The sequence below is a fragment of the Escherichia sp. UTM R2 genome, assembly GCF_048593455.1.
GTDB classification, from domain to species: Bacteria; Pseudomonadota; Gammaproteobacteria; order Enterobacterales; family Enterobacteriaceae; genus Escherichia; species Escherichia coli.
On the sequence record NZ_JBFWDY010000002.1, the window covers coordinates 991,582 to 1,012,058 of the forward strand.

Below are 20,477 nucleotides of genomic sequence, written 5' to 3' on the forward strand. Positions count from 1 at the left end.
CGCGAGGTTCCAGATGGACAAAAGCCCCAGGCGATATTTCTATCAACCTGTACTGCACCCATTTTGTTGGACGATGAAATGGAATAGCCCCTAATATGTCAAAGCCAAAATACCCTTTTGAAAAGCGCCTTGAAGTCGTGAATCACTACTTCACAACTGATGATGGTTACAGGATCATCTCGGCACGTTTTGGTGTCCCCCGAACCCAGGTCAGGACATGGGTTGCCCTCTATGAAAAACATGGAGAAAAAGGTTTAATTCCCAAACCTAAAGGCGTTAGTGCTGATCCAGAGTTGCGTATTAAGGTCGTGAAAGCTGTGATCGAGCAGCACATGTCCCTTAATCAGGCTGCTGCTCACTTTATGCTTGCTGGTAGTGGTTCTGTAGCCAGGTGGCTGAAGGTCTATGAAGAGCGCGGAGAAGCTGGTTTACGCGCGCTCAAGATTGGCACCAAAAGAAACATTGCAATATCAGTTGATCCAGAAAAAGCGGCATCAGCATTGGAGCTGTCAAAAGACCGACGCATTGAGGATCTTGAAAGGCAAGTTCGATTTCTTGAAACGCGGCTTATGTATCTAAAAAAGCTGAAAGCCTTAGCTCATCCCACGAAAAAGTGAAAGTACTCAACGAGCTAAGGCAGTTTTATCCTCTTGATGAGCTTCTCAGGGCTGCGGAGATACCGCGCAGTACGTTTTATTATCATCTAAAGGCTCTCAGCAAGCCTGACAAGTATGCGGACGTTAAAAAGCGTATTAGTGAGATTTATCACGAGAATAGAGGCCGATACGGATACCGTAGGGTAACGCTGTCTCTTCATCGAGAAGGGAAACAGATTAACCATAAAGCTGTTCAGCGCCTGATGGGAACCCTCTCACTTAAAGCAGCGATTAAGGTCAAGCGATACCGCTCTTACAGAGGAGATGTAGGGCAAACCGCCCCTAATGTTCTCCAAAGAGATTTCAAGGCTACGCGGCCAAACGAGAAGTGGGTTACCGATGTTACTGAATTTGCAGTCAATGGGCGCAAGCTGTATTTGTCTCCAGTAATAGATCTCTTCAACAACGAAGTTATTTCTTACAGCCTTTCGGAAAGACCAGTGATGAACATGGTTGAGAATATGCTCGATCAGGCATTCAAAAAGCTTAATCCTCACGAGCATCCTGTTCTGCACTCTGACCAGGGATGGCAGTATCGTATGAGAAGATATCAAAATATCCTTAAAGAACATGGTATTAAACAAAGCATGTCCAGAAAAGGCAATTGTCTGGATAATGCTGTGGTGGAGTGTTTCTTTGGAACCTTAAAGTCGGAGTGTTTTTATCTTGATGAGTTCAGTAATATAAGCGAACTGAAGGATGCTGTTACGGAATATATTGAATACTACAACAGCAGAAGAATTAGCCTGAAATTAAAAGGTCTGACTCCAATTGAATATCGGAATCAGACCTATATGCCTCGTGTTTAACTGTCCAACTTTTTGGGGTCAGTACAACCTGAGGCTTACGTTCGAACCCAAACAATTCGAATGTTAGTCTCTTCTTTGCAGGGAGGCAAGACATGTGTATATCACTGTAATTCGATATTTATGAGCAGCATCGAAAAATAGCCCGCTGATATCATCGATAATACTAAAAAAACAGGGAGGCTATTAATGGAACCTTTTAAATATATATGCCATTACTGGGGAAAATCCTCAAAAAGCTTGACGAAAGGAAATGATATTCATCTGTTAATGTATCATTGCCTTGATGTTGCTGCTGTTGCAGATTGCTGGTGGGATCAATCAGTCGTACTGCAAAATACTTTTTGCCGAAATGAAATGCTATCAAAACAGAGGGTGAAGGCCTGGCTGTTATTTTTCATTGCTCTTCATGATATTGGAAAGTTTGATATACGATTCCAATATAAATCAGCAGAAAGTTGGCTGAAATTAAATCCTGCAACGCCATCACTTAATGGTCCATCAACACAAATGTGCCGTAAATTTAATCATGGTGCAGCCGGTCTGTATTGGTTTAACCAGGATTCACTTTCAGAGCAATCTCTCGGGGATTTTTTCAGTTTTTTTGATGCCGCTCCTCATCCTTATGAGTCCTGGTTTCCATGGGTAGAGGCCGTTACAGGACATCATGGTTTTATATTACATTCCCAGGATCAAGATAAGTCGCGTTGGGAAATGCCAGCTTCTCTGGCATCTTATGCTGCGCAAGATAAACAGGCTCGTGAGGAGTGGATATCTGTACTGGAAGCATTATTTTTAACGCCAGCGGGGTTATCTATAAACGATATACCACCTGATTGTTCATCACTGTTAGCAGGTTTTTGCTCGCTTGCTGACTGGTTAGGCTCCTGGACTACAACGAATACCTTTCTGTTTAATGAGGATGCGCCTTCCGACATAAATGCTCTGAGAACGTATTTCCAGGACCGACAGCAGGATGCGAGCCGGGTATTGGAGTTGAGTGGACTTGTATCAAATAAGCGATGTTATGAAGGTGTTCATGCACTACTGGACAATGGCTATCAACCCAGACAATTACAGGTGTTAGTTGATGCTCTTCCAGTAGCTCCCGGGCTGACGGTAATAGAGGCACCTACAGGCTCCGGTAAAACGGAAACAGCGCTGGCCTATGCTTGGAAACTTATTGATCAACAAATTGCGGATAGTGTTATTTTTGCCCTCCCAACACAAGCTACCGCGAATGCTATGCTTACGAGAATGGAAGCGAGCGCGAGCCACTTATTTTCATCCCCAAATCTTATTCTTGCTCATGGCAATTCACGGTTTAACCACCTCTTTCAATCAATAAAATCACGCGCGATTACTGAACAGGGGCAAGAAGAAGCGTGGGTTCAGTGTTGTCAGTGGTTGTCACAAAGCAATAAGAAAGTGTTTCTTGGGCAAATCGGCGTTTGCACGATTGATCAGGTGTTGATATCGGTATTGCCAGTTAAACACCGCTTTATCCGTGGTTTGGGAATTGGTCGAAGTGTTTTAATTGTTGATGAAGTTCATGCTTACGACACCTATATGAACGGCTTGCTGGAGGCAGTGCTCAAGGCTCAGGCTGATGTGGGAGGGAGTGTTATTCTTCTTTCCGCAACCCTACCAATGAAACAAAAACAGAAACTTCTGGATACTTATGGTCTGCATACAGATCCAGTGGAAAATAACTCCGCATATCCACTCATTAACTGGCGAGGTGTGAATGGTGCGCAACGTTTTGATCTGCTAGCTCATCCAGAACAACTCCCGCCCCGCTTTTCGATTCAGCCAGAACCTATTTATTTAGCTGACATGTTACCTGACCTTACGATGTTAGAGCGAATGATCGCAGCGGCAAACGCGGGTGCACAAGTCTGTCTTATTTGCAATTTGGTTGACGTTGCACAAGTATGCTACCAACGGCTAAAGGAGCTAAATAACACGCAAGTAGATATAGATTTGTTTCATGCACGCTTTACGCTGAACGATCGTCGAGAAAAAGAGAATCGTGTTATTAGCGATTTCGGAAAAAATGGGGAGCGAAATGTTGGACGAATACTTGTCGCCACGCAAGTCGTGGAACAATCGCTCGACGTTGATTTTGATTGGTTAATTACCCAGCATTGTCCCGCAGATTTGCTTTTCCAACGATTGGGTCGTTTACATCGCCATCATCGCAAATATCGTCCCGCTGGTTTTGAGATTCCTGTTGCCACCATTTTGCTGCCTGATGGCGAGGGTTACGGACGACATGAGCATATTTATAGCAACGTTAGAGTCATGTGGCGGACGCAGCAACATATTGAGGAACTTAATGGAGCATCCTTATTTTTCCCTGATGCCTACCGGCAATGGCTGGATAGCATTTACGATGATGCTGAAATGGATGAGCCAGAATGGGTCATCAAAGGCATGGATAAGTTTGAAAGCGCTGAGTGTGAAAAGAGGTTCAAGGCTCGCAAGGTTCTGCAGTGGGCTGAAGAATATAGTTTGCAGGATAACGATGAAACCATTCTTGCGGTAACGAGGGATGGGGAAATGAGCCTGCCATTATTGCCTTATGTACAAACGTCTTCAGGTAAACAACTGCTCGATGGCCAGGTCTACGAGGACCTAAGTTATGAACAGCAGTATGAGGCGCTTGCACTTAATCGCGTCAATGTACCCTTCACCTGGAAACGTAGTTTTTCTGAAGTAGTAGATGAAGATGGGTTACTTTGGCTGGAAGGGAAACAGAATCAGGATGGATGGTTCTGGCAGGGTAACAGTATTGTTATTACCTACACTCGGGATGAAGGGATGACCAGAGTCATCCCTGCAAATCCCAAATAACTTCGGGAATGATTGGTATCAATGACGATAACAAGACCAATAACGGTTTATCCCTACTTAAGTAGGGAAGGTGCACAATGTACATCTTCTTTTAATTTCCCGGTATGAGATTTTATATTCGCAGTATGAATATTTTATGTAATAAAATTTATGGTAATTATTATAACTAAAAGTTTCTTTGATAATAAAACGAATAACTTGCAGATTTGAAATGCATGCATTATTGTCTTTAAACAATTCAACACATCTTAATATATGTATAGGTTAATTGTATTTAACCAATGAATATATTTTTGCAGTGAATGTGATTATTGAATTAATTACGCCGTATTTTTTCTTTGTTTTTACCGATAACGGAAGTGTGCCGACGTATAGAAATGCAGGAGAAATGTCGGAGCATATGAAGGAGAACAAATGAATTTGCTTATTGATAACTGGATCCCTGTACGCCCGCGAAACGGGGGGAAAGTCCAAATCATAAATCTGCAATCGCTATACTGCAGTAGAGATCAGTGGCGATTAAGTTTGCCCCGTGACGATATGGAACTGGCCGCTTTAGCACTGCTGGTTTGCATTGGGCAAATTATCGACCCGGCAAAAGATGACGTTGAATTTCGACATCGCATAATGAATCCGCTCACTGAAGATGAGTTTCAACAACTCATCGCGCCGTGGATAGATATGTTCTACCTTAATCACGCAGAACATCCCTTTATGCAGACCAAAGGTGTCAAAGCAAATGATGTGACTCCAATGGAAAAACTGTTGGCAGGGGTAAGCGGCGCGACGAATTGTGCTTTTGTCAATCAACCGGGTCAGGGTGAAGCATTATGTGGTGGATGCACTGCGATTGCGTTATTCAACCAGGCGAATCAGGCACCTGGTTTTGGTGGTGGCTTTAAAAGCGGTTTACGTGGAGGAACACCTATAACCACCTTCGTACGTGGGATCGATCTTCGCTCGACGGTGTTACTCAATGTCCTCACAATACCTCGTCTTCAAAAACAATTTCCCAATGAATCACATACGGAAAACCAACCTACCTGGGTTAAGCCTGTCAAACCCAATGAATCTGTGCCAGCTTCGTCAATTGGCTTTGTCCGCGGCTTATTCTGGCAACCTGCGCATAATGAATTATGCGATCCCATTGGGATTGGAAAATGTTCTTGCTGTGGACAGGAAAGCAATTTGCGTTATACCGGTTTTCTTAAGGAAAAATTTACCTTTACAGTTAATGGGCTATGGCCCCATCCGCATTCCCCTTATCTGGTAACAGTCAAGAAAGGGGAGGTTGAGGAAAAATTTCTTGCTTTCACCACCTCCGCACCATCATGGACACAAATCAGCCGAGTTGTGGTAGATAAGATTATTCAAAATGAAAATGGAAATCGCGTGGCGGCGGTTGTGAATCAATTCAGAAATATTGCGCCGCAAAGTCCTCTTGAATTGATTATGGGGGGATATCGTAATAATCAAGCATCTATTCTTGAACGGCGTCATGATGTGTTGATGTTTAATCAGGGGTGGCAACAATACGGCAATGTGATAAACGAAATAGTTACTGTTGGTTTGGGATATAAAACAGCCTTACGCAAGGCGTTATATACCTTTGCAGAAGGGTTTAAAAATAAAGACTTTAAAGGGGCTGGAGTCTCTGTTCATGAGACTGCAGAAAGGCATTTCTATCGACAGAGTGAATTATTAATTCCCGATGTACTGGCGAATGTTAATTTTTCCCAGGCTGATGAGGTCATAGCTGATTTACGAGACAAACTTCATCAATTGTGTGAAATGTTATTTAATCAATCTGTAGCGCCCTATGCACATCATCCTAAATTAATAAGCACATTAGCGCTCGCCCGCGCCACGCTATACAAACATTTACGGGAGTTAAAACCGCAAGGAGGGCCATCAAATGGCTGATGAAATTGATGCAATGGCTTTATATCGAGCCTGGCAACAACTGGATAACGGAGCATGTGCGCAAATTAGACGTGTTTCAGAACCTGATGAATTACGCGATATCCCTGCGTTTTATAGGCTGGTGCAACCTTTTGGTTGGGAAAACCCACGTCACCAGCAGGCTCTTTTACGCATGGTGTTTTGCCTGAGCGCAGGAAAGAATGTCATCCGACATCAGGACAAAAAACCGGAGCAAACAACAGGTATCTCGTTGGGAAGAGCTTTAGCCAATAGTGGAAGAATTAACGAGCGCCGTATCTTTCAATTAATTCGGGCTGACAGAACAGCCGATATGGTCCAGTTACGTCGATTGCTTGCTCACGCCGAACCCGTACTTGACTGGCCATTAATGGCCAGGATGTTGACCTGGTGGGGAAAGCGCGAACGCCAGCAACTTCTGGAAGATTTTGTATTGACCACAAACAAAAATGCGTAAGGAAACCTTTCTATGTCTAACTTTATCAATATTCATGTTCTGATCTCTCACAGCCCTTCATGTCTGAACCGCGACGATATGAACATGCAGAAAGACGCTATTTTCGGCGGGAAAAGACGAGTAAGAATTTCAAGTCAAAGCCTTAAACGTGCGATGCGTAAAAGTGATTATTACGCACAAAATATTGGTGAATCCAGTCTCAGAACAATTCATCTTGCACAATTACGTGATGTTCTTCGGCAAAAACTTAGTGAACGTTTTGACCAAAAAATCATCGATAAGACATTAGCGCTGCTCTCCGGTAAATCAGTTGATGAAGCCGAAAAGATTTCTGCCGATGCGGTTACTCCCTGGGTTGTGGGGGAAATAGCCTGGTTCTGTGAGCAGGTTGCAAAAGCAGAGGCTGATAATCTGGATGATAAAAAGCTGCTCAAAGTTCTTAAGGAAGATATTGCCGCCATACGTGTGAATTTACAGCAGGGTGTTGATATTGCGCTTAGTGGAAGAATGGCAACCAGCGGCATGATGAGTGAGTTGGGAAAAGTTGATGGTGCAATGTCTATTGCGCACGCGATCACTACCCATCAGGTTGATTCTGATATTGACTGGTTCACCGCCGTAGATGATTTACAGGAACAAGGTTCTGCACATCTGGGAACACAGGAATTTTCATCGGGTGTTTTTTATCGTTATGCCAATATTAACCTCGCTCAACTTCAGGAAAATTTAGGCGGTGCCTCCAGGGAGCAGGCTCTGGAAATTGCAACCCATGTTGTTCATATGCTGGCAACAGAGGTCCCTGGAGCAAAACAGCGTACTTATGCCGCTTTTAACCCTGCGGATATGGTAATGGTTAATTTCTCCGATATGCCACTTTCTATGGCAAATGCTTTTGAAAAAGCGGTGAAAGCGAACGATGGCTTTTTGCAACCGTCTTTACAGGCGTTTAATCAATATTGGGATCGCGTTGCCAATGGATATGGTCTGAACGGAGCCGCTGCGCAATTCAGCTTGTCTGATGTAGACCCTATTACTGGCCAGGTACAGCAAATGCCTACTTTAGAACAGTTAAAGTCCTGGGTTCGTAATAATGGCGAGGCGTGAACATGAGATCTTATTTGATCTTGCGACTTGCTGGGCCAATGCAAGCCTGGGGGCAGCCGACCTTTGAAGGAACGCGACCTACCGGAAGATTTCCGACCCGAAGCGGGTTATTAGGGCTACTCGGGGCTTGTCTTGGGATCCAACGTGATGATACTTCTTCATTACAGGCGTTATCAGAGAGTGTGCAATTTGCAGTGCGCTGCGATGAACTCATTCTTGACGATCGTCGTGTGTCTGTAACGGGGTTGCGTGATTACCATACAGTCCTTGGAGCGCGAGAAGATTACCGTGGTTTGAAAAGTCATGAAACGATTCAAACATGGCGCGAATATTTATGTGATGCCTCCTTTACCGTCGCTCTCTGGTTAACACCACAGGCAACGATGGTTATGTCAGAACTTGAAAAAGCAGTATTAAAGCCTCGGTATACACCGTATCTGGGGCGGAGGAGTTGTCCGCTAACACAACCGCTTTTTCTCGGGACATGTCAGGCATCGGATCCTCAGAAGGTGCTATTAAATTATGAGCCCGTTGGCGGCGATATTTATAGTGAGGAATCAGTTGACGGGCATCATTTAAAATTTACGGTGCGCGACGAACCGATGATCACCTTGCCTCGACAATTTGCTTCCCGAGAATGGTATGTGATTAAAGGAGGTATGGATGTATCTCAGTAAAGTCATCATTGCCAGGGCCTGGAGCAGGGATCTTTACCAACTTCACCAGGGATTATGGCATTTATTTCCAAACAGACCGGATGCTGCTCGTGATTTTCTTTTTCATGTTGAGAAGCGAAACACACCAGAAGGCTGTCATGTTTTATTGCAGTCAGCGCAAATGCCTGTTTCAACTGCCGTTGCGACAGTCATTAAAACTAAACAGGTTGAATTTCAACTTCAGGTTGGTGTTCCACTCTATTTTCGGCTTCGGGCAAATCCGATAAAAACTATTCTCGACAATCAAAAACGCCTGGACAGTAAAGGGAATATAAAACGCTGTCGGGTTCCGTTAATAAAAGAAGCAGAACAAATCGCGTGGTTGCAGCGTAAATTGGGCAATGCCGCGCGCGTTGAAGATGTGCATCCCATATCGGAACGACCACAGTATTTTTCTGGTGATGGTAAAAGTGGAAAGATCCAAACGGTTTGCTTTGAAGGGGTGATCACCATCAACGACGCGCCAGCGTTAATAGATCTTGTACAGCAAGGTATTGGGCCAGCCAAATCGATGGGATGTGGCTTGCTATCCCTGGCTCCACTGTGATTAAGGTGTAATAAAATGACCTGGCTTCCTCTTAACCCCATTCCACTCAAAGATCGCGTCTCCATGATCTTTCTGCAATATGGGCAGATCGATGTAATCGATGGCGCGTTTGTACTTATCGACAAGACAGGGATCCGCACTCATATTCCTGTTGGCTCGGTTGCCTGCATCATGCTGGAGCCTGGTACACGGGTTTCGCATGCAGCTGTACGCTTGGCTGCGCAAGTTGGAACATTATTGGTATGGGTGGGGGAAGCGGGTGTTCGTGTTTATGCTTCTGGTCAGCCTGGTGGTGCGCGTTCAGATAAGCTGCTCTATCAGGCAAAACTTGCTCTGGATGAAGATTTGCGTCTGAAAGTGGTACGCAAAATGTTTGAACTACGGTTTGGCGAACCAGCGCCCGCCCGACGCTCCGTAGAACAACTCCGAGGTATAGAAGGCAGTCGCGTGCGGGCAACCTACGCACTTCTGGCGAAGCAATACGGCGTGACATGGAATGGACGTCGCTACGATCCGAAAGACTGGGAAAAGGGCGATACGGTCAACCAATGCATTAGCGCTGCAACTTCCTGTTTATACGGCGTAACTGAAGCGGCGATACTTGCAGCTGGTTATGCACCCGCTATTGGGTTTGTGCATACAGGAAAGCCTCTTTCCTTTGTTTACGATATTGCAGACATCATTAAATTTGACACTGTTGTACCGAAAGCTTTTGAGATAGCGCGTCGTAACCCTGGTGAGCCGGACCGGGAAGTCCGTTTGGCGTGCAGGGATATTTTTCGCAGTAGTAAAACATTAGCCAAATTGATTCCGCTTATAGAGGACGTGCTTGCTGCTGGAGAAATACAACCGCCGGCCCCACCTGAAGATGCACAGCCTGTTGCCATTCCGCTTCCCGTTTCTCTGGGAGATGCCGGACATCGGAGTAGCTGAGATGAGTATGTTGGTCGTGGTCACTGAAAATGTACCTCCGCGCTTACGAGGCAGATTAGCCATCTGGTTGTTGGAGGTACGTGCAGGGGTATATGTAGGTGATGTATCCGCAAAAATTCGTGAAATGATCTGGGAACAAATAGCTGGACTGGCGGAAGAAGGCAATGTAGTGATGGCATGGGCAACGAATACGGAATCGGGATTTGAGTTCCAGACATTTGGGGTAAACAGGCGTACCCCGGTAGATTTGGATGGTTTAAGGTTGGTATCTTTTTTACCTGTTTGAAAACAAAGAATTAGCTGATCTTTAATAATAAGGAAATGTTACATTAAGGTTGGTGGGTTGTTTTTATGGGAAAAAATGCTTTAAGAACAAATGTATACTTTTAGAGAGTTCCCCGCGCCAGCGGGGATAAACCGTACTAAAAGTCTGGTTCACGAATATCAAAAGGGAGTTCCCCGCGCCAGCGGGGATAAACCGACGGCTTCATGTTCTTGGTGATGGGGTTCACCGAGTTCCCCGCGCCAGCGGGGATAAACCGGCTCATTTCAAATGGTCAGGTCCGGTGGTTTTGAGTTCCCCGCGCCAGCGGGGATAAACCCTGATCACATCATGTTTATTCGCGGTCGTATTGGAGTTCCCCGCGCCAGCGGGGATAAACCGTACTGGAAAAAGCTGGCGACGGTGAGCGCAGCGAGTTCCCCGCGCCAGCGGGGATAAACCGGGCACGGAATTGTTATGCTGTTCCCCTGACCGGAGTTCCCCGCGCCAGCGGGGATAAACCGATCCGCCGCCGGTTAACGCTGGACCAGTTCCGGAGTTCCCCGCGCCAGCGGGGATAAACCGGGCGAGTCCGTCAGCGGTGCGCCGCTGCAACAGAGTTCCCCGCGCCAGCGGGGATAAACCGGGACAATGTGAAAAGCTTAATATTCATTACATGAGTTCCCCGCGCCAGCGGGGATAAACCGCGACGTTTTCTAATATCACCCAGCAATCAATTGAGTTCCCCGCGCCAGCGGGGATAAACCGATTTCATCAAAGCATTAAGGGATGGAATAAAGGAGTTCCCCGCGCCAGCGGGGATAAACCGTCATGAATATGGGGAAAACGAACAATCTGTTTGAGTTCCCCGCGCCAGCGGGGATAAACCGAGGACGAAACGACCGGAAAACTGGCGACGGGCGAGTTCCCCGCGCCAGCGGGGATAAACCGCGTCCGCGGCTGCAACTGATGCCGGGGCTTATGAGTTCCCCGCGCCAGCGGGGATAAACCGAACCTTGTCGGGTCGCCCGTGCGTCATGATGAGAGTTCCCCGCGCCAGCGGGGATAAACCGAGTTCCCACAAACCTGGGTGCATCTCGCGTTCGAGTTCCCCGCGCCAGCGGGGATAAACCGACTGCAAAGTTCTTCACGCTGGTTTTTATGCAGAGTTCCCCGCGCCAGCGGGGATAAACCGCCAGCCGAAACAACGCCAGCAAAATCGACCGCGAGTTCCCCGCGCCAGCGGGGATAAACCGCCAGGACAGGCCGTGACGGTTGCCATTGAGTCGAGTTCCCCGCGCCAGCGGGGATAAACCGTTTTTGTTCTCTTCAAAACGCCGAACAACCAAGAGTTCCCCGCGTCAGCGAGGATAAACCGGACGCACTGGATGCGATGATGGATATCACTTGGAGTTCCCCGCCCCTGCGGTAGAACTCCCAACTCCCATTTTCATACCCATCAAGACGCCTTCGCCAGCTCCTTCACCAGCGGTAGCATTATCCGCATAACATCACGGCAGCGACGTTCTATTCTTCCTGGAAGTGCCTTATCAATATGTTGTTGATTATCCAGTCTTACGTCATGCCAGCTATTTCCCGCAGGGAATGCAGCTGTTTTTGCGCGTTGCTGATAACCATCCTTATTCCCAAGATTCCAATTTGTTGCTTCTACCGAAAGTACGGCAATACCGGCTTTGTCGAAAACTTCGGCGTCATTACAACAGCCAGTACCCTTCGGATAATTTTTATTCAAACCCGGATTGGTCGTTGCGGCAATTCCATGACTACGCGCAATTGCCAGTGCCCTGTCGCGCGTTAATTTCCTTACTGCTTCAGGGGTTTTTACACCACTGTTGAAATACAATTTATCGCCAACAATTAAGTTATCGAGATTAATCACCAGCAGCGTATTTTTCTTTTCGGTGTCACTCATCCGCTTGAGTAAATTCTCAGCGCCTAATTTCCCTTCCTCTTCACCGCTGGTCGCTACAAATCGAATACCATACTCGGTAGGCGTATTTTTCAGGCGTTCTGCCAATTCCAGCATGACACCTAAACCTGCGGCGTTATCATCCATTCCTTGTAACGTCAGCCCGCCGAGATTGGCATCGGCGTCAGCATCGCTCAGCGGGGCGTAAGTATCCAGATGCGCCATAATGATGATCTGCTGCGGCGCTTTGCCTTCATGAGCGGCAATCACCGTACTTCCCGTCACGTTATGCCAGCTCTTACGATTATCGCGGGCGGTATAAATATACCGACTATTAAATGTCCGAATATCACTGCGATAACCCATTTGCTGAAACTGTTGGCGAATATAATCGGCAGATAACATTTCTGCAGGAGTTCCGGTCATGCGTCCCGGAAAGAAAGTAGCAATATGTCGTGCCTGAGTATTAGCAAAATCGCCAGGTTTAGGTGACGAGGCGTGTACGGGGAGAATAAAGCATACGCCGAGCGCCAGGGCAGCGGTACGGTGGCGCAATGCGGAAAACATAGTGAGTCCTTAAATACCATGCAAATTTTTTTACCGCCATAGTATGAAACTGCCGCTGCGCTAAAACAATTTCAAATCTTCCTAAACGCCCGAAATCCGGTGCCTTAAGCACTTTTTGATATTAGCTTTGCCAAATCGTTATTCCGTTAAGGAACTACTCATTCTAATTGGTAATTTCATTCGTTCTCTTACGCTCCCTATAGTCGAAACATCTGATGGCAAGAAAATAGCGGTATTGCAAAGGAACGGTTATGGATCAAATACGACTTACTCACCTGCGGCAACTGGAGGCGGAAAGCATCCACATTATTCGCGAGGTGGCGGCAGAATTCTCAAATCCGGTGATGCTCTACTCTATCGGTAAAGATTCCAGCGTCATGCTGCATCTGGCGCGCAAGGCGTTTTATCCAGGTACGCTGCCTTTCCCGTTGCTGCATGTCGATACCGGCTGGAAATTCCGCGAGATGTATGAGTTCCGCGATCGTACGGCGAAAGCCTACGGCTGCGAGCTGCTGGTGCATAAAAACCCGGAAGGCGTGGCGATGGGGATTAATCCATTCGTGCACGGCAGCGCGAAACATACCGATATTATGAAAACTGAAGGCCTGAAACAGGCGCTGAACAAATACGGTTTTGATGCCGCCTTCGGTGGTGCGCGCCGTGACGAAGAGAAATCCCGCGCTAAAGAGCGAATCTACTCTTTCCGTGACCGCTTCCATCGCTGGGATCCGAAAAATCAGCGCCCAGAGCTGTGGCACAACTACAACGGGCAAATTAACAAAGGCGAAAGCATCCGCGTCTTCCCGCTCTCTAACTGGACCGAGCAGGATATCTGGCAATACATCTGGCTGGAAAATATCGACATTGTGCCGCTGTATCTCGCTGCGGAACGTCCGGTTCTGGAACGCGACGGTATGTTGATGATGATTGATGACAACCGTATCGACCTGCAACCGGGCGAAGTGATTAAAAAACGGATGGTGCGTTTCCGTACGCTGGGCTGCTGGCCGCTGACCGGTGCGGTGGAGTCAAATGCACAAACACTACCGGAGATCATCGAAGAGATGCTGGTTTCTACCACCAGTGAACGTCAGGGCCGCGTGATTGACCGCGACCAGGCGGGGTCTATGGAGCTGAAAAAACGTCAGGGGTATTTTTAAGATGAACACCGCACTTGCACAACAAATCGCCAATGAAGGCGGCGTCGAAGCCTGGATGATTGCGCAACAACATAAAAGCCTGCTGCGTTTTCTGACCTGTGGTAGCGTCGATGACGGCAAAAGTACCCTGATTGGTCGCCTGCTGCACGATACCCGCCAAATCTACGAAGATCAGCTCTCATCGCTGCATAACGACAGTAAACGTCACGGCACCCAGGGCGAAAAGCTGGATCTGGCACTGCTGGTGGACGGCCTGCAAGCTGAGCGCGAACAGGGCATCACCATTGACGTGGCTTACCGCTATTTCTCTACCGAGAAGCGTAAATTTATTATCGCCGACACCCCAGGGCACGAGCAGTACACCCGCAATATGGCGACTGGCGCATCGACATGTGAACTGGCGATCTTACTGATCGATGCCCGTAAAGGCGTGCTCGATCAAACCCGTCGTCACAGTTTTATCTCCACACTGTTGGGGATCAAACATCTGGTCGTGGCGATCAACAAAATGGATCTGGTGGATTACAGTGAAAAGACGTTCACCCGTATTCGTGAAGATTATCTGACCTTTGCCGGGCAGCTGCCGGGTAATCTGGATATCCGCTTTGTGCCGCTCTCTGCACTGGAAGGCGACAACGTGGCTTCGCAAAGTGAAAGTATGGCGTGGTACAGCGGTCCAACACTGCTCGAAGTGCTGGAAACCGTGGAGATCCAGCGAGTGGTGGATGCTCAGCCAATGCGCTTCCCGGTGCAGTACGTTAATCGCCCGAATCTCGATTTTCGTGGTTACGCCGGAACGCTGGCATCCGGTCGCGTAGAAGTCGGGCAACGAGTCAAAGTGCTGCCCTCTGGTGTGGAATCAAACGTCGCCCGGATCGTGACTTTTGATGGCGATCGCGAAGAAGCCTTTGCCGGAGAAGCGATCACCCTGGTGCTGACGGATGAGATCGACATCAGCCGTGGCGATCTGCTGCTGGCGGCAGACGAAGCGTTACCAGCTGTGCAGAGCGCGTCGGTGGATGTGGTATGGATGGCGGAACAGCCGCTTTCCCCGGGCCAGAGTTATGACATCAAAATTGCCGGTAAGAAGACGCGTGCTCGTGTTGATGGCATTCGTTATCAGGTTGATATTAATAACCTTACCCAACGCGAAGTTGAAAACCTGCCGCTGAACGGCATCGGCCTGGTGGATCTCACTTTTGACGAGCCACTGGTGTTAGATCGTTATCAGCAAAACCCGGTTACCGGTGGGCTGATTTTTATCGATCGCCTGAGCAATGTGACCGTAGGTGCCGGTATGGTGCATGAGCCAGTTAGCCAGGCAACTGCTGCGCCATCTGAATTTAGTGCATTCGAACTGGAATTGAATGCCCTGGTTCGCCGCCACTTTCCACACTGGGGCGCGCGCGATTTGCTGGGGGATAAATAATGGCGCTGCATGACGAAAACGTCGTCTGGCATAGCCATCCGGTCACTGTGCAACAACGCGAGCTACACCACGGTCATCGTGGTGTAGTGCTGTGGTTTACCGGCCTCTCCGGGTCCGGTAAATCAACGGTCGCCGGGGCGCTGGAGGAGGCGTTACATAAACTCGGCGTCAGTACGTATCTGCTGGATGGCGATAATGTTCGCCACGGATTATGCAGCGATCTCGGTTTTAGCGATGCCGATCGTAAAGAGAATATCCGTCGCGTCGGTGAAGTGGCGAATTTGATGGTTGAAGCCGGACTGGTGGTGCTGACCGCATTTATCTCGCCACACCGCGCCGAACGCCAGATGGTTCGTGAACGCGTAGGAGAAGGGCGCTTTATCGAAGTGTTTGTCGATACGCCGCTGGCGATTTGCGAAGCCCGCGATCCAAAAGGCTTATATAAGAAAGCGCGTGCCGGTGAACTGCGCTACTTTACGGGAATAGATTCCGTTTACGAAGCGCCTGAATCGGCAGAAATTCATCTCAATGGTGAACAATTAGTAACAAATTTGGTACAGCAATTATTAGATCTGTTGAGACAGAACGATATTATCAGATCCTGAGACACCACCGGGTTTCCATGCCCGGTTCGTCAAAGTAACAGGATCAAATATGCGTAATAGCCATAACATTACACTAACAAATAACGACAGCCTTACTGAGGATGAAGAAACCACATGGTCACTGCCTGGTGCCGTGGTCGGTTTTATCTCCTGGTTATTTGCGCTGGCGATGCCGATGTTGATTTATGGCTCTAACACGCTGTTCTTCTTTATCTACACCTGGCCTTTCTTTCTTGCGCTGATGCCCGTCGCGGTAGTGGTGGGGATTGCGCTGCATTCATTGATGGACGGAAAGCTACGCTACAGTATTGTTTTCACCCTGGTGACAGTAGGCATTATGTTTGGCGCACTGTTTATGTGGCTACTGGGCTAATTTGTACTTTCCCGTCTCCTCTGTTCATAATTCAAACCGTAACTAATAATGAGATTATGTTCTGCACGCCCTGGGTATACGTAACAATGGACAAATGTGGTACATTTGCCCGCGTTGTCGCGGTATCCCCAACAGAGGATGTAGAGTCGTCTTCGGATGCATGGGATGATGATGCCGTTTTTCAGGGGGCAGGATGGGTAAACTAACGCTGCTGTTGCTGGCTATTCTGGTCTGGCTACAGTATTCGCTGTGGTTCGGTAAGAACGGTATACATGACTATACCCGCGTCAATGATGATGTGGCGGCACAGCAAGCTACAAACGCGAAACTTAAAGCGCGAAACGATCAACTTTTTGCCGAAATTGACGATCTCAATGGCGGCCAGGAGGCGCTCGAAGAGCGTGCGCGTAATGAACTCAGCATGACCAGGCCGGGCGAAACTTTTTATCGTCTGGTGCCTGACGCGTCGAAGCGCGCACAGTCTGCGGGGCAAAACAATCGATAAATCAGCCCGGGAATTAACATGGCAACCACTCATTTGGATGTTTGCGCCGTGGTTCCGGCGGCCGGATTTGGCCGTCGAATGCAAACGGAATGTCCTAAGCAATATCTCTCAATCGGTAATCAAACCATTCTTGAACACTCGGTGCATGCGCTGCTGGCGCATCCCCGGGTGAAACGAGTCGTCATTGCCATAAGTCCTGGCGATAGCCGTTTTGCACAACTTCCTCTGGCGAATCATCCGCAAATCACCGTTGTAGATGGCGGTGATGAGCGTGCCGATTCCGTGCTGGCAGGTCTGAAAGCCGCTGGCGACGCGCAGTGGGTATTGGTGCATGACGCCGCTCGTCCTTGTTTGCATCAGGATGACCTCGCGCGATTGTTGGCGTTGAGCGAAACCAGCCGCACGGGGGGGATCCTCGCCGCACCAGTGCGCGATACTATGAAACGTGCCGAACCGGGCAAAAATGCCATTGCTCATACCGTTGATCGCAACGGCTTATGGCACGCGCTGACGCCGCAATTTTTCCCTCGTGAGCTGTTACATGACTGTCTGACGCGCGCTCTAAATGAAGGCGCGACTATTACCGACGAAGCCTCGGCGCTGGAATATTGCGGATTCCATCCTCAGTTGGTCGAAGGCCGTGCGGATAACATTAAAGTCACGCGCCCGGAAGATTTGGCACTGGCCGAGTTTTACCTCACCCGAACCATCCATCAGGAGAATACATAATGCGAATTGGACACGGTTTTGACGTACATGCCTTTGGCGGTGAAGGCCCAATTATCATTGGTGGCGTACGCATTCCTTACGAAAAAGGATTGCTGGCGCATTCTGATGGCGACGTGGCGCTCCATGCGTTGACCGATGCATTGCTTGGCGCGGCGGCGCTGGGGGATATCGGCAAGCTGTTCCCGGATACCGATCCGGCATTTAAAGGTGCCGATAGCCGCGAGCTGCTACGCGAAGCCTGGCGTCGTATTCAGGCGAAGGGTTATACCCTTGGCAACGTCGATGTCACTATCATCGCTCAGGCACCGAAGATGTTGCCGCACATTCCACAAATGCGCGTGTTTATTGCCGAAGATCTCGGCTGCCATATGGATGATGTTAACGTGAAAGCCACTACTACGGAAAAACTGGGATTTACCGGACGTGGGGAAGGGATTGCCTGTGAAGCGGTGGCGCTACTCATTAAGGCAACAAAATGATTGAGTTTGATAATCTCACTTACCTCCACGGTAAACCGCAAGGCACCGGGCTGCTGAAAGCCAATCCGGAAGACTTTGTGGTGGTGGAAGATTTGGGCTTTGAGCCTGATGGTGAAGGTGAGCATATTCTGGTTAGAATCCTCAAAAACGGCTGCAATACCCGTTTTGTGGCGGATGCACTGGCGAAATTCCTGAAAATTCATGCCCGTGAAGTCAGCTTCGCTGGGCAAAAAGACAAACATGCTGTTACGGAACAGTGGTTATGCGCTCGCGTGCCGGGCAAGGAAATGCCCGATCTGAGCGCCTTTCAACTGGAAGGCTGCCAGGTGCTGGAGTATGCGCGGCACAAGCGCAAGCTGCGTTTAGGGGCGCTGAAAGGAAACGCCTTTACCCTGGTTCTGCGCGAAGTGAGCAATCGCGATGACGTTGAACAACGTCTGAACGATATTTGCGTAAAAGGTGTACCGAACTACTTCGGTGCCCAACGTTTTGGGATTGGCGGTAGCAACTTGCAGGGGGCGCAGCGCTGGGCGCAAACCAATACTCCGGTGCGCGATCGCAATAAACGGAGTTTTTGGTTGTCGGCAGCCCGCAGTGCGTTGTTTAATCAGATTGTTGCTGAGCGCCTCAAAAAAGCAGACGTTAATCAAGTTGTTGACGGCGATGCGCTACAATTAGCCGGACGTGGTAGCTGGTTTGTCGCAACCACCGAAGAACTGGCGGAATTACAGCGTCGCGTTAACGATAAAGAGCTGATGATAACCGCCGCATTGCCGGGCAGTGGCGAATGGGGAACTCAGCGTGAAGCGCTGGCATTCGAACAAGCAGCTGTCGCCGCAGAAACTGAATTACAAGCTTTACTGGTGCGCGAAAAAGTTGAAGCCGCGCGCAGAGCGATGCTGCTGTATCCGCAACAATTAAGCTGGAATTGGTGGGATGACGTCACCGTAGAGATCCGTTTCTGGCTTCCGGCGGGTAGTTTTGCAACCAGCGTTGTCAGGGAACTTATCAACACAACAGGTGATTATGCGCATATTGCTGAGTAATGATGACGGGGTACATGCACCCGGTATACAAACGCTGGCGAAAGCCTTGCGTGAGTTTGCTGACGTTCAGGTGGTCGCCCCCGATCGTAACCGCAGCGGCGCTTCAAATTCTCTGACACTGGAATCCTCCCTGCGCACGTTTACCTTTGAAAATGGTGATATTGCTGTGCAAATGGGAACCCCGACCGATTGCGTCTATCTTGGCGTGAATGCTCTGATGCGTCCGCGCCCGGACATTGTTGTGTCCGGAATTAACGCCGGGCCGAATCTGGGGGATGATGTTATTTATTCCGGTACGGTAGCCGCCGCGATGGAAGGCCGTCATTTAGGTTTTCCGGCGCTTGCCGTCTCGCTTGACGGGCATAAACATTACGACACTGCCGCGGCGGTAACCTGTTCAATTTTGCGCGCACTGTGTAAAGAGCCGCTGCGCACCGGGCGTATTCTTAATATTAACGTTCCGGATTTACCCTTGGATCAAATCAAAGGTATTCGCGTGACGCGCTGCGGTACACGACATCCGGCAGATCAGGTGATCCCGCAGCAAGATCCGCGCGGCAATACGCTGTACTGGATTGGCCCGCCGGGCGGTAAATGTGATGCCGGTCCGGGGACCGATTTTGCTGCGGTAGATGAGGGCTATGTCTCCATCACGCCGCTGCATGTGGATTTAACTGCGCATAGCGCGCAAGATGTGGTTTCAGACTGGTTAAACAGCGTGGGAGTTGGCACGCAATGGTAAGCAGACGCGTACAAGCACTTCTGGATCAATTACGTGCGCAAGGTATTCAGGATGAGCAGGTGCTGAATGCACTTGCCGCCGTGCCGCGTGAAAAATTCGTTGATGAAGCGTTTGAACAAAAAGCCTGGGACAATATCGCCTTGCCGATAGGTCAGGGGCAGACAATTTCGCAGCCATATATGGTGGCGCGAATGACCGAATTACTCGAGCTGACGCCGCAGTCGCGGGTGCTGGAAATTGGCACCGGTTCGGGATATCAAACGGCAATCCTGGCGCATCTTGTCCAGCATGTTTGCTCGGTTGAACGGATTAAAGGCTTGCAGTGGCAGGCACGTCGCCGCCTGAAAAATCTTGATTTACATAATGTTTCAACCCGTCATGGCGATGGATGGCAAGGTTGGCAGGCACGTGCGCCGTTTGACGCTATCATTGTTACGGCGGCACCGCCGGAAATTCCAACTGCGCTAATGACGCAGCTGGACGAAGGCGGGATTCTCGTCTTACCCGTAGGGGAGGAGCACCAGTATTTGAAACGGGTGCGTCGTCGGGGAGGCGAATTTATTATCGATACCGTGGAGGCCGTGCGCTTTGTCCCTTTAGTGAAGGGTGAGCTGGCTTAAAACGTGAGGAAATA

Annotated in this window: 20 protein-coding genes and 1 CRISPR repeat array; of the genes, 19 read left to right on the forward strand and 1 reads right to left on the reverse strand. The window is 48.8% G+C overall.

Annotated elements, in window-relative coordinates; genetic code table 11:
- The first annotated feature begins 95 nt into the window (after positions 1 to 95).
- From AB4H76_RS05590 to cas2e, 9 genes are all read left to right on the forward strand, one after another.
- Positions 96 to 1,465, forward strand: a protein-coding gene (locus tag AB4H76_RS05590; RefSeq protein ID WP_088538165.1) for an IS3-like element IS150 family transposase whose coding sequence is annotated in 2 segments (ribosomal slippage) — positions 96 to 576 and positions 576 to 1,465 — 1,371 coding nt in all. Because the reading frame shifts where the segments join, the coding sequence is not laid out codon by codon here.
- A 186-nt stretch (positions 1,466 to 1,651) separates the two neighbouring features.
- Entirely contained in the window at positions 1,652 to 4,318 is a 2,667-nt protein-coding gene (cas3, locus tag AB4H76_RS05595; protein ID WP_088542875.1) for a CRISPR-associated helicase/endonuclease Cas3, read from the forward strand.
- Positions 4,319 to 4,732: 414 nt separating this feature from the next.
- Entirely contained in the window at positions 4,733 to 6,241 is a 1,509-nt protein-coding gene (gene casA, locus AB4H76_RS05600; RefSeq protein ID WP_121689816.1) for a type I-E CRISPR-associated protein Cse1/CasA, read from the forward strand.
- The gene (casB, locus tag AB4H76_RS05605) at positions 6,234 to 6,716 is read left to right on the forward strand and encodes a type I-E CRISPR-associated protein Cse2/CasB (RefSeq protein ID WP_000752797.1); all 483 of its coding nucleotides are present in this window, start codon (positions 6,234 to 6,236) and stop codon (positions 6,714 to 6,716) included. The genes casA and casB overlap by 8 nt, the downstream gene beginning before the upstream one ends.
- Before the next feature lie 12 nt (positions 6,717 to 6,728).
- A complete protein-coding gene (gene cas7e, locus AB4H76_RS05610) occupies positions 6,729 to 7,820 on the forward strand; it encodes a type I-E CRISPR-associated protein Cas7/Cse4/CasC (protein WP_000064446.1) in 1,092 nt (363 codons plus the stop codon).
- 2 nt (positions 7,821 to 7,822) lie between these two features.
- Complete coding sequence (gene cas5e, locus AB4H76_RS05615) at positions 7,823 to 8,497, forward strand: type I-E CRISPR-associated protein Cas5/CasD (RefSeq protein WP_001258269.1); 675 nt, start codon at positions 7,823 to 7,825, stop codon at positions 8,495 to 8,497.
- Positions 8,484 to 9,083 (forward strand): type I-E CRISPR-associated protein Cas6/Cse3/CasE, encoded by a 600-nt coding sequence (cas6e, locus tag AB4H76_RS05620; RefSeq protein WP_000281399.1) that lies wholly within the window; start codon positions 8,484 to 8,486, stop codon positions 9,081 to 9,083. The genes cas5e and cas6e overlap by 14 nt, the downstream gene beginning before the upstream one ends.
- Before the next feature lie 15 nt (positions 9,084 to 9,098).
- Entirely contained in the window at positions 9,099 to 10,016 is a 918-nt protein-coding gene (gene cas1e / locus AB4H76_RS05625; RefSeq protein WP_000220067.1) for a type I-E CRISPR-associated endonuclease Cas1e, read from the forward strand.
- Position 10,017: 1 nt separating this feature from the next.
- Positions 10,018 to 10,302: a type I-E CRISPR-associated endoribonuclease Cas2e gene (gene cas2e / locus AB4H76_RS05630; protein WP_001416755.1), complete on the forward strand. Its 285-nt coding sequence runs from the start codon at positions 10,018 to 10,020 to the stop codon at positions 10,300 to 10,302.
- Between the two features lie 105 nt (positions 10,303 to 10,407).
- Positions 10,408 to 11,656: direct repeats of the CRISPR family, unit length 29 nt; unit sequence GAGTTCCCCGCGCCAGCGGGGATAAACCG.
- A gap of 81 nt (positions 11,657 to 11,737) precedes the next feature.
- Here cas2e and iap read toward each other — a convergent pair.
- Positions 11,738 to 12,775, reverse strand: coding sequence for an alkaline phosphatase isozyme conversion aminopeptidase (gene iap / locus AB4H76_RS05635; RefSeq protein ID WP_000490430.1), 1,038 nt, complete (start codon positions 12,773 to 12,775; stop codon positions 11,738 to 11,740).
- Positions 12,776 to 13,026: 251 nt separating this feature from the next.
- Here iap and cysD point away from each other — a divergent pair, with 251 nt between their 5' ends.
- The 10 genes from cysD to pcm all read left to right on the forward strand — a co-directional run bounded on the left by cysD (position 13,027) and on the right by pcm (position 20,463).
- Entirely contained in the window at positions 13,027 to 13,935 is a 909-nt protein-coding gene (cysD, locus tag AB4H76_RS05640) for a sulfate adenylyltransferase subunit CysD (RefSeq protein ID WP_000372108.1), read from the forward strand.
- A gap of 1 nt (position 13,936) precedes the next feature.
- Positions 13,937 to 15,364: a sulfate adenylyltransferase subunit CysN gene (gene cysN / locus AB4H76_RS05645; protein ID WP_001090386.1), complete on the forward strand. Its 1,428-nt coding sequence runs from the start codon at positions 13,937 to 13,939 to the stop codon at positions 15,362 to 15,364.
- Positions 15,364 to 15,969 (forward strand): adenylyl-sulfate kinase, encoded by a 606-nt coding sequence (gene cysC / locus AB4H76_RS05650; RefSeq protein WP_001173676.1) that lies wholly within the window; start codon positions 15,364 to 15,366, stop codon positions 15,967 to 15,969. The genes cysN and cysC overlap by 1 nt, the downstream gene beginning before the upstream one ends.
- 49 nt (positions 15,970 to 16,018) lie before the next feature.
- Positions 16,019 to 16,342, forward strand: a complete 324-nt coding sequence (locus AB4H76_RS05655) for a DUF3561 family protein (RefSeq protein ID WP_001246104.1) — start codon at positions 16,019 to 16,021, stop codon at positions 16,340 to 16,342.
- A gap of 193 nt (positions 16,343 to 16,535) precedes the next feature.
- A complete protein-coding gene (gene ftsB, locus AB4H76_RS05660) occupies positions 16,536 to 16,847 on the forward strand; it encodes a cell division protein FtsB (protein WP_000517476.1) in 312 nt (103 codons plus the stop codon).
- Positions 16,848 to 16,865: 18 nt separating this feature from the next.
- Positions 16,866 to 17,576: a 2-C-methyl-D-erythritol 4-phosphate cytidylyltransferase gene (gene ispD / locus AB4H76_RS05665; protein WP_000246138.1), complete on the forward strand. Its 711-nt coding sequence runs from the start codon at positions 16,866 to 16,868 to the stop codon at positions 17,574 to 17,576.
- On the forward strand, positions 17,576 to 18,055 hold the full coding sequence (ispF, locus tag AB4H76_RS05670) for a 2-C-methyl-D-erythritol 2,4-cyclodiphosphate synthase (RefSeq protein WP_001219242.1): 480 nt from the start codon (positions 17,576 to 17,578) through the stop codon (positions 18,053 to 18,055). Before ispD ends, ispF begins: the two co-directional genes overlap by 1 nt.
- Positions 18,052 to 19,101 (forward strand): tRNA pseudouridine(13) synthase TruD, encoded by a 1,050-nt coding sequence (truD, locus tag AB4H76_RS05675; RefSeq protein WP_000568946.1) that lies wholly within the window; start codon positions 18,052 to 18,054, stop codon positions 19,099 to 19,101. Before ispF ends, truD begins: the two co-directional genes overlap by 4 nt.
- Entirely contained in the window at positions 19,082 to 19,843 is a 762-nt protein-coding gene (surE, locus tag AB4H76_RS05680) for a 5'/3'-nucleotidase SurE (protein WP_001295182.1), read from the forward strand. The genes truD and surE overlap by 20 nt, the downstream gene beginning before the upstream one ends.
- Positions 19,837 to 20,463, forward strand: coding sequence for a protein-L-isoaspartate O-methyltransferase (gene pcm / locus AB4H76_RS05685; protein ID WP_000254708.1), 627 nt, complete (start codon positions 19,837 to 19,839; stop codon positions 20,461 to 20,463). The genes surE and pcm overlap by 7 nt, the downstream gene beginning before the upstream one ends.
- Positions 20,464 to 20,477: the final 14 nt, after the last annotated feature.

What these genes read in the sequence shown, in the direction of transcription:
- cas3 (WP_088542875.1), top strand. Translation starts at nt 1,652, where the DNA reads ATGGAACCTTTTAAATATATATGCCATTACTGGGGAAAATCCTCAAAA.
- casA (WP_121689816.1), top strand. Translation starts at nt 4,733, where the DNA reads ATGAATTTGCTTATTGATAACTGGATCCCTGTACGCCCGCGAAACGGG.
- casB (WP_000752797.1), top strand. Translation starts at nt 6,234, where the DNA reads ATGGCTGATGAAATTGATGCAATGGCTTTATATCGAGCCTGGCAACAA.
- cas7e (WP_000064446.1), top strand. Translation starts at nt 6,729, where the DNA reads ATGTCTAACTTTATCAATATTCATGTTCTGATCTCTCACAGCCCTTCA.
- cas5e (WP_001258269.1), top strand. Translation starts at nt 7,823, where the DNA reads ATGAGATCTTATTTGATCTTGCGACTTGCTGGGCCAATGCAAGCCTGG.
- cas6e (WP_000281399.1), top strand. Translation starts at nt 8,484, where the DNA reads ATGTATCTCAGTAAAGTCATCATTGCCAGGGCCTGGAGCAGGGATCTT.
- cas1e (WP_000220067.1), top strand. Translation starts at nt 9,099, where the DNA reads ATGACCTGGCTTCCTCTTAACCCCATTCCACTCAAAGATCGCGTCTCC.
- cas2e (WP_001416755.1), top strand. Translation starts at nt 10,018, where the DNA reads ATGAGTATGTTGGTCGTGGTCACTGAAAATGTACCTCCGCGCTTACGA.
- iap (WP_000490430.1), bottom strand. Translation starts at nt 12,775, where the DNA reads ATGTTTTCCGCATTGCGCCACCGTACCGCTGCCCTGGCGCTCGGCGTA.
- cysD (WP_000372108.1), top strand. Translation starts at nt 13,027, where the DNA reads ATGGATCAAATACGACTTACTCACCTGCGGCAACTGGAGGCGGAAAGC.
- cysN (WP_001090386.1), top strand. Translation starts at nt 13,937, where the DNA reads ATGAACACCGCACTTGCACAACAAATCGCCAATGAAGGCGGCGTCGAA.
- cysC (WP_001173676.1), top strand. Translation starts at nt 15,364, where the DNA reads ATGGCGCTGCATGACGAAAACGTCGTCTGGCATAGCCATCCGGTCACT.
- AB4H76_RS05655 (WP_001246104.1), top strand. Translation starts at nt 16,019, where the DNA reads ATGCGTAATAGCCATAACATTACACTAACAAATAACGACAGCCTTACT.
- ftsB (WP_000517476.1), top strand. Translation starts at nt 16,536, where the DNA reads ATGGGTAAACTAACGCTGCTGTTGCTGGCTATTCTGGTCTGGCTACAG.
- ispD (WP_000246138.1), top strand. Translation starts at nt 16,866, where the DNA reads ATGGCAACCACTCATTTGGATGTTTGCGCCGTGGTTCCGGCGGCCGGA.
- ispF (WP_001219242.1), top strand. Translation starts at nt 17,576, where the DNA reads ATGCGAATTGGACACGGTTTTGACGTACATGCCTTTGGCGGTGAAGGC.
- truD (WP_000568946.1), top strand. Translation starts at nt 18,052, where the DNA reads ATGATTGAGTTTGATAATCTCACTTACCTCCACGGTAAACCGCAAGGC.
- surE (WP_001295182.1), top strand. Translation starts at nt 19,082, where the DNA reads ATGCGCATATTGCTGAGTAATGATGACGGGGTACATGCACCCGGTATA.
- pcm (WP_000254708.1), top strand. Translation starts at nt 19,837, where the DNA reads ATGGTAAGCAGACGCGTACAAGCACTTCTGGATCAATTACGTGCGCAA.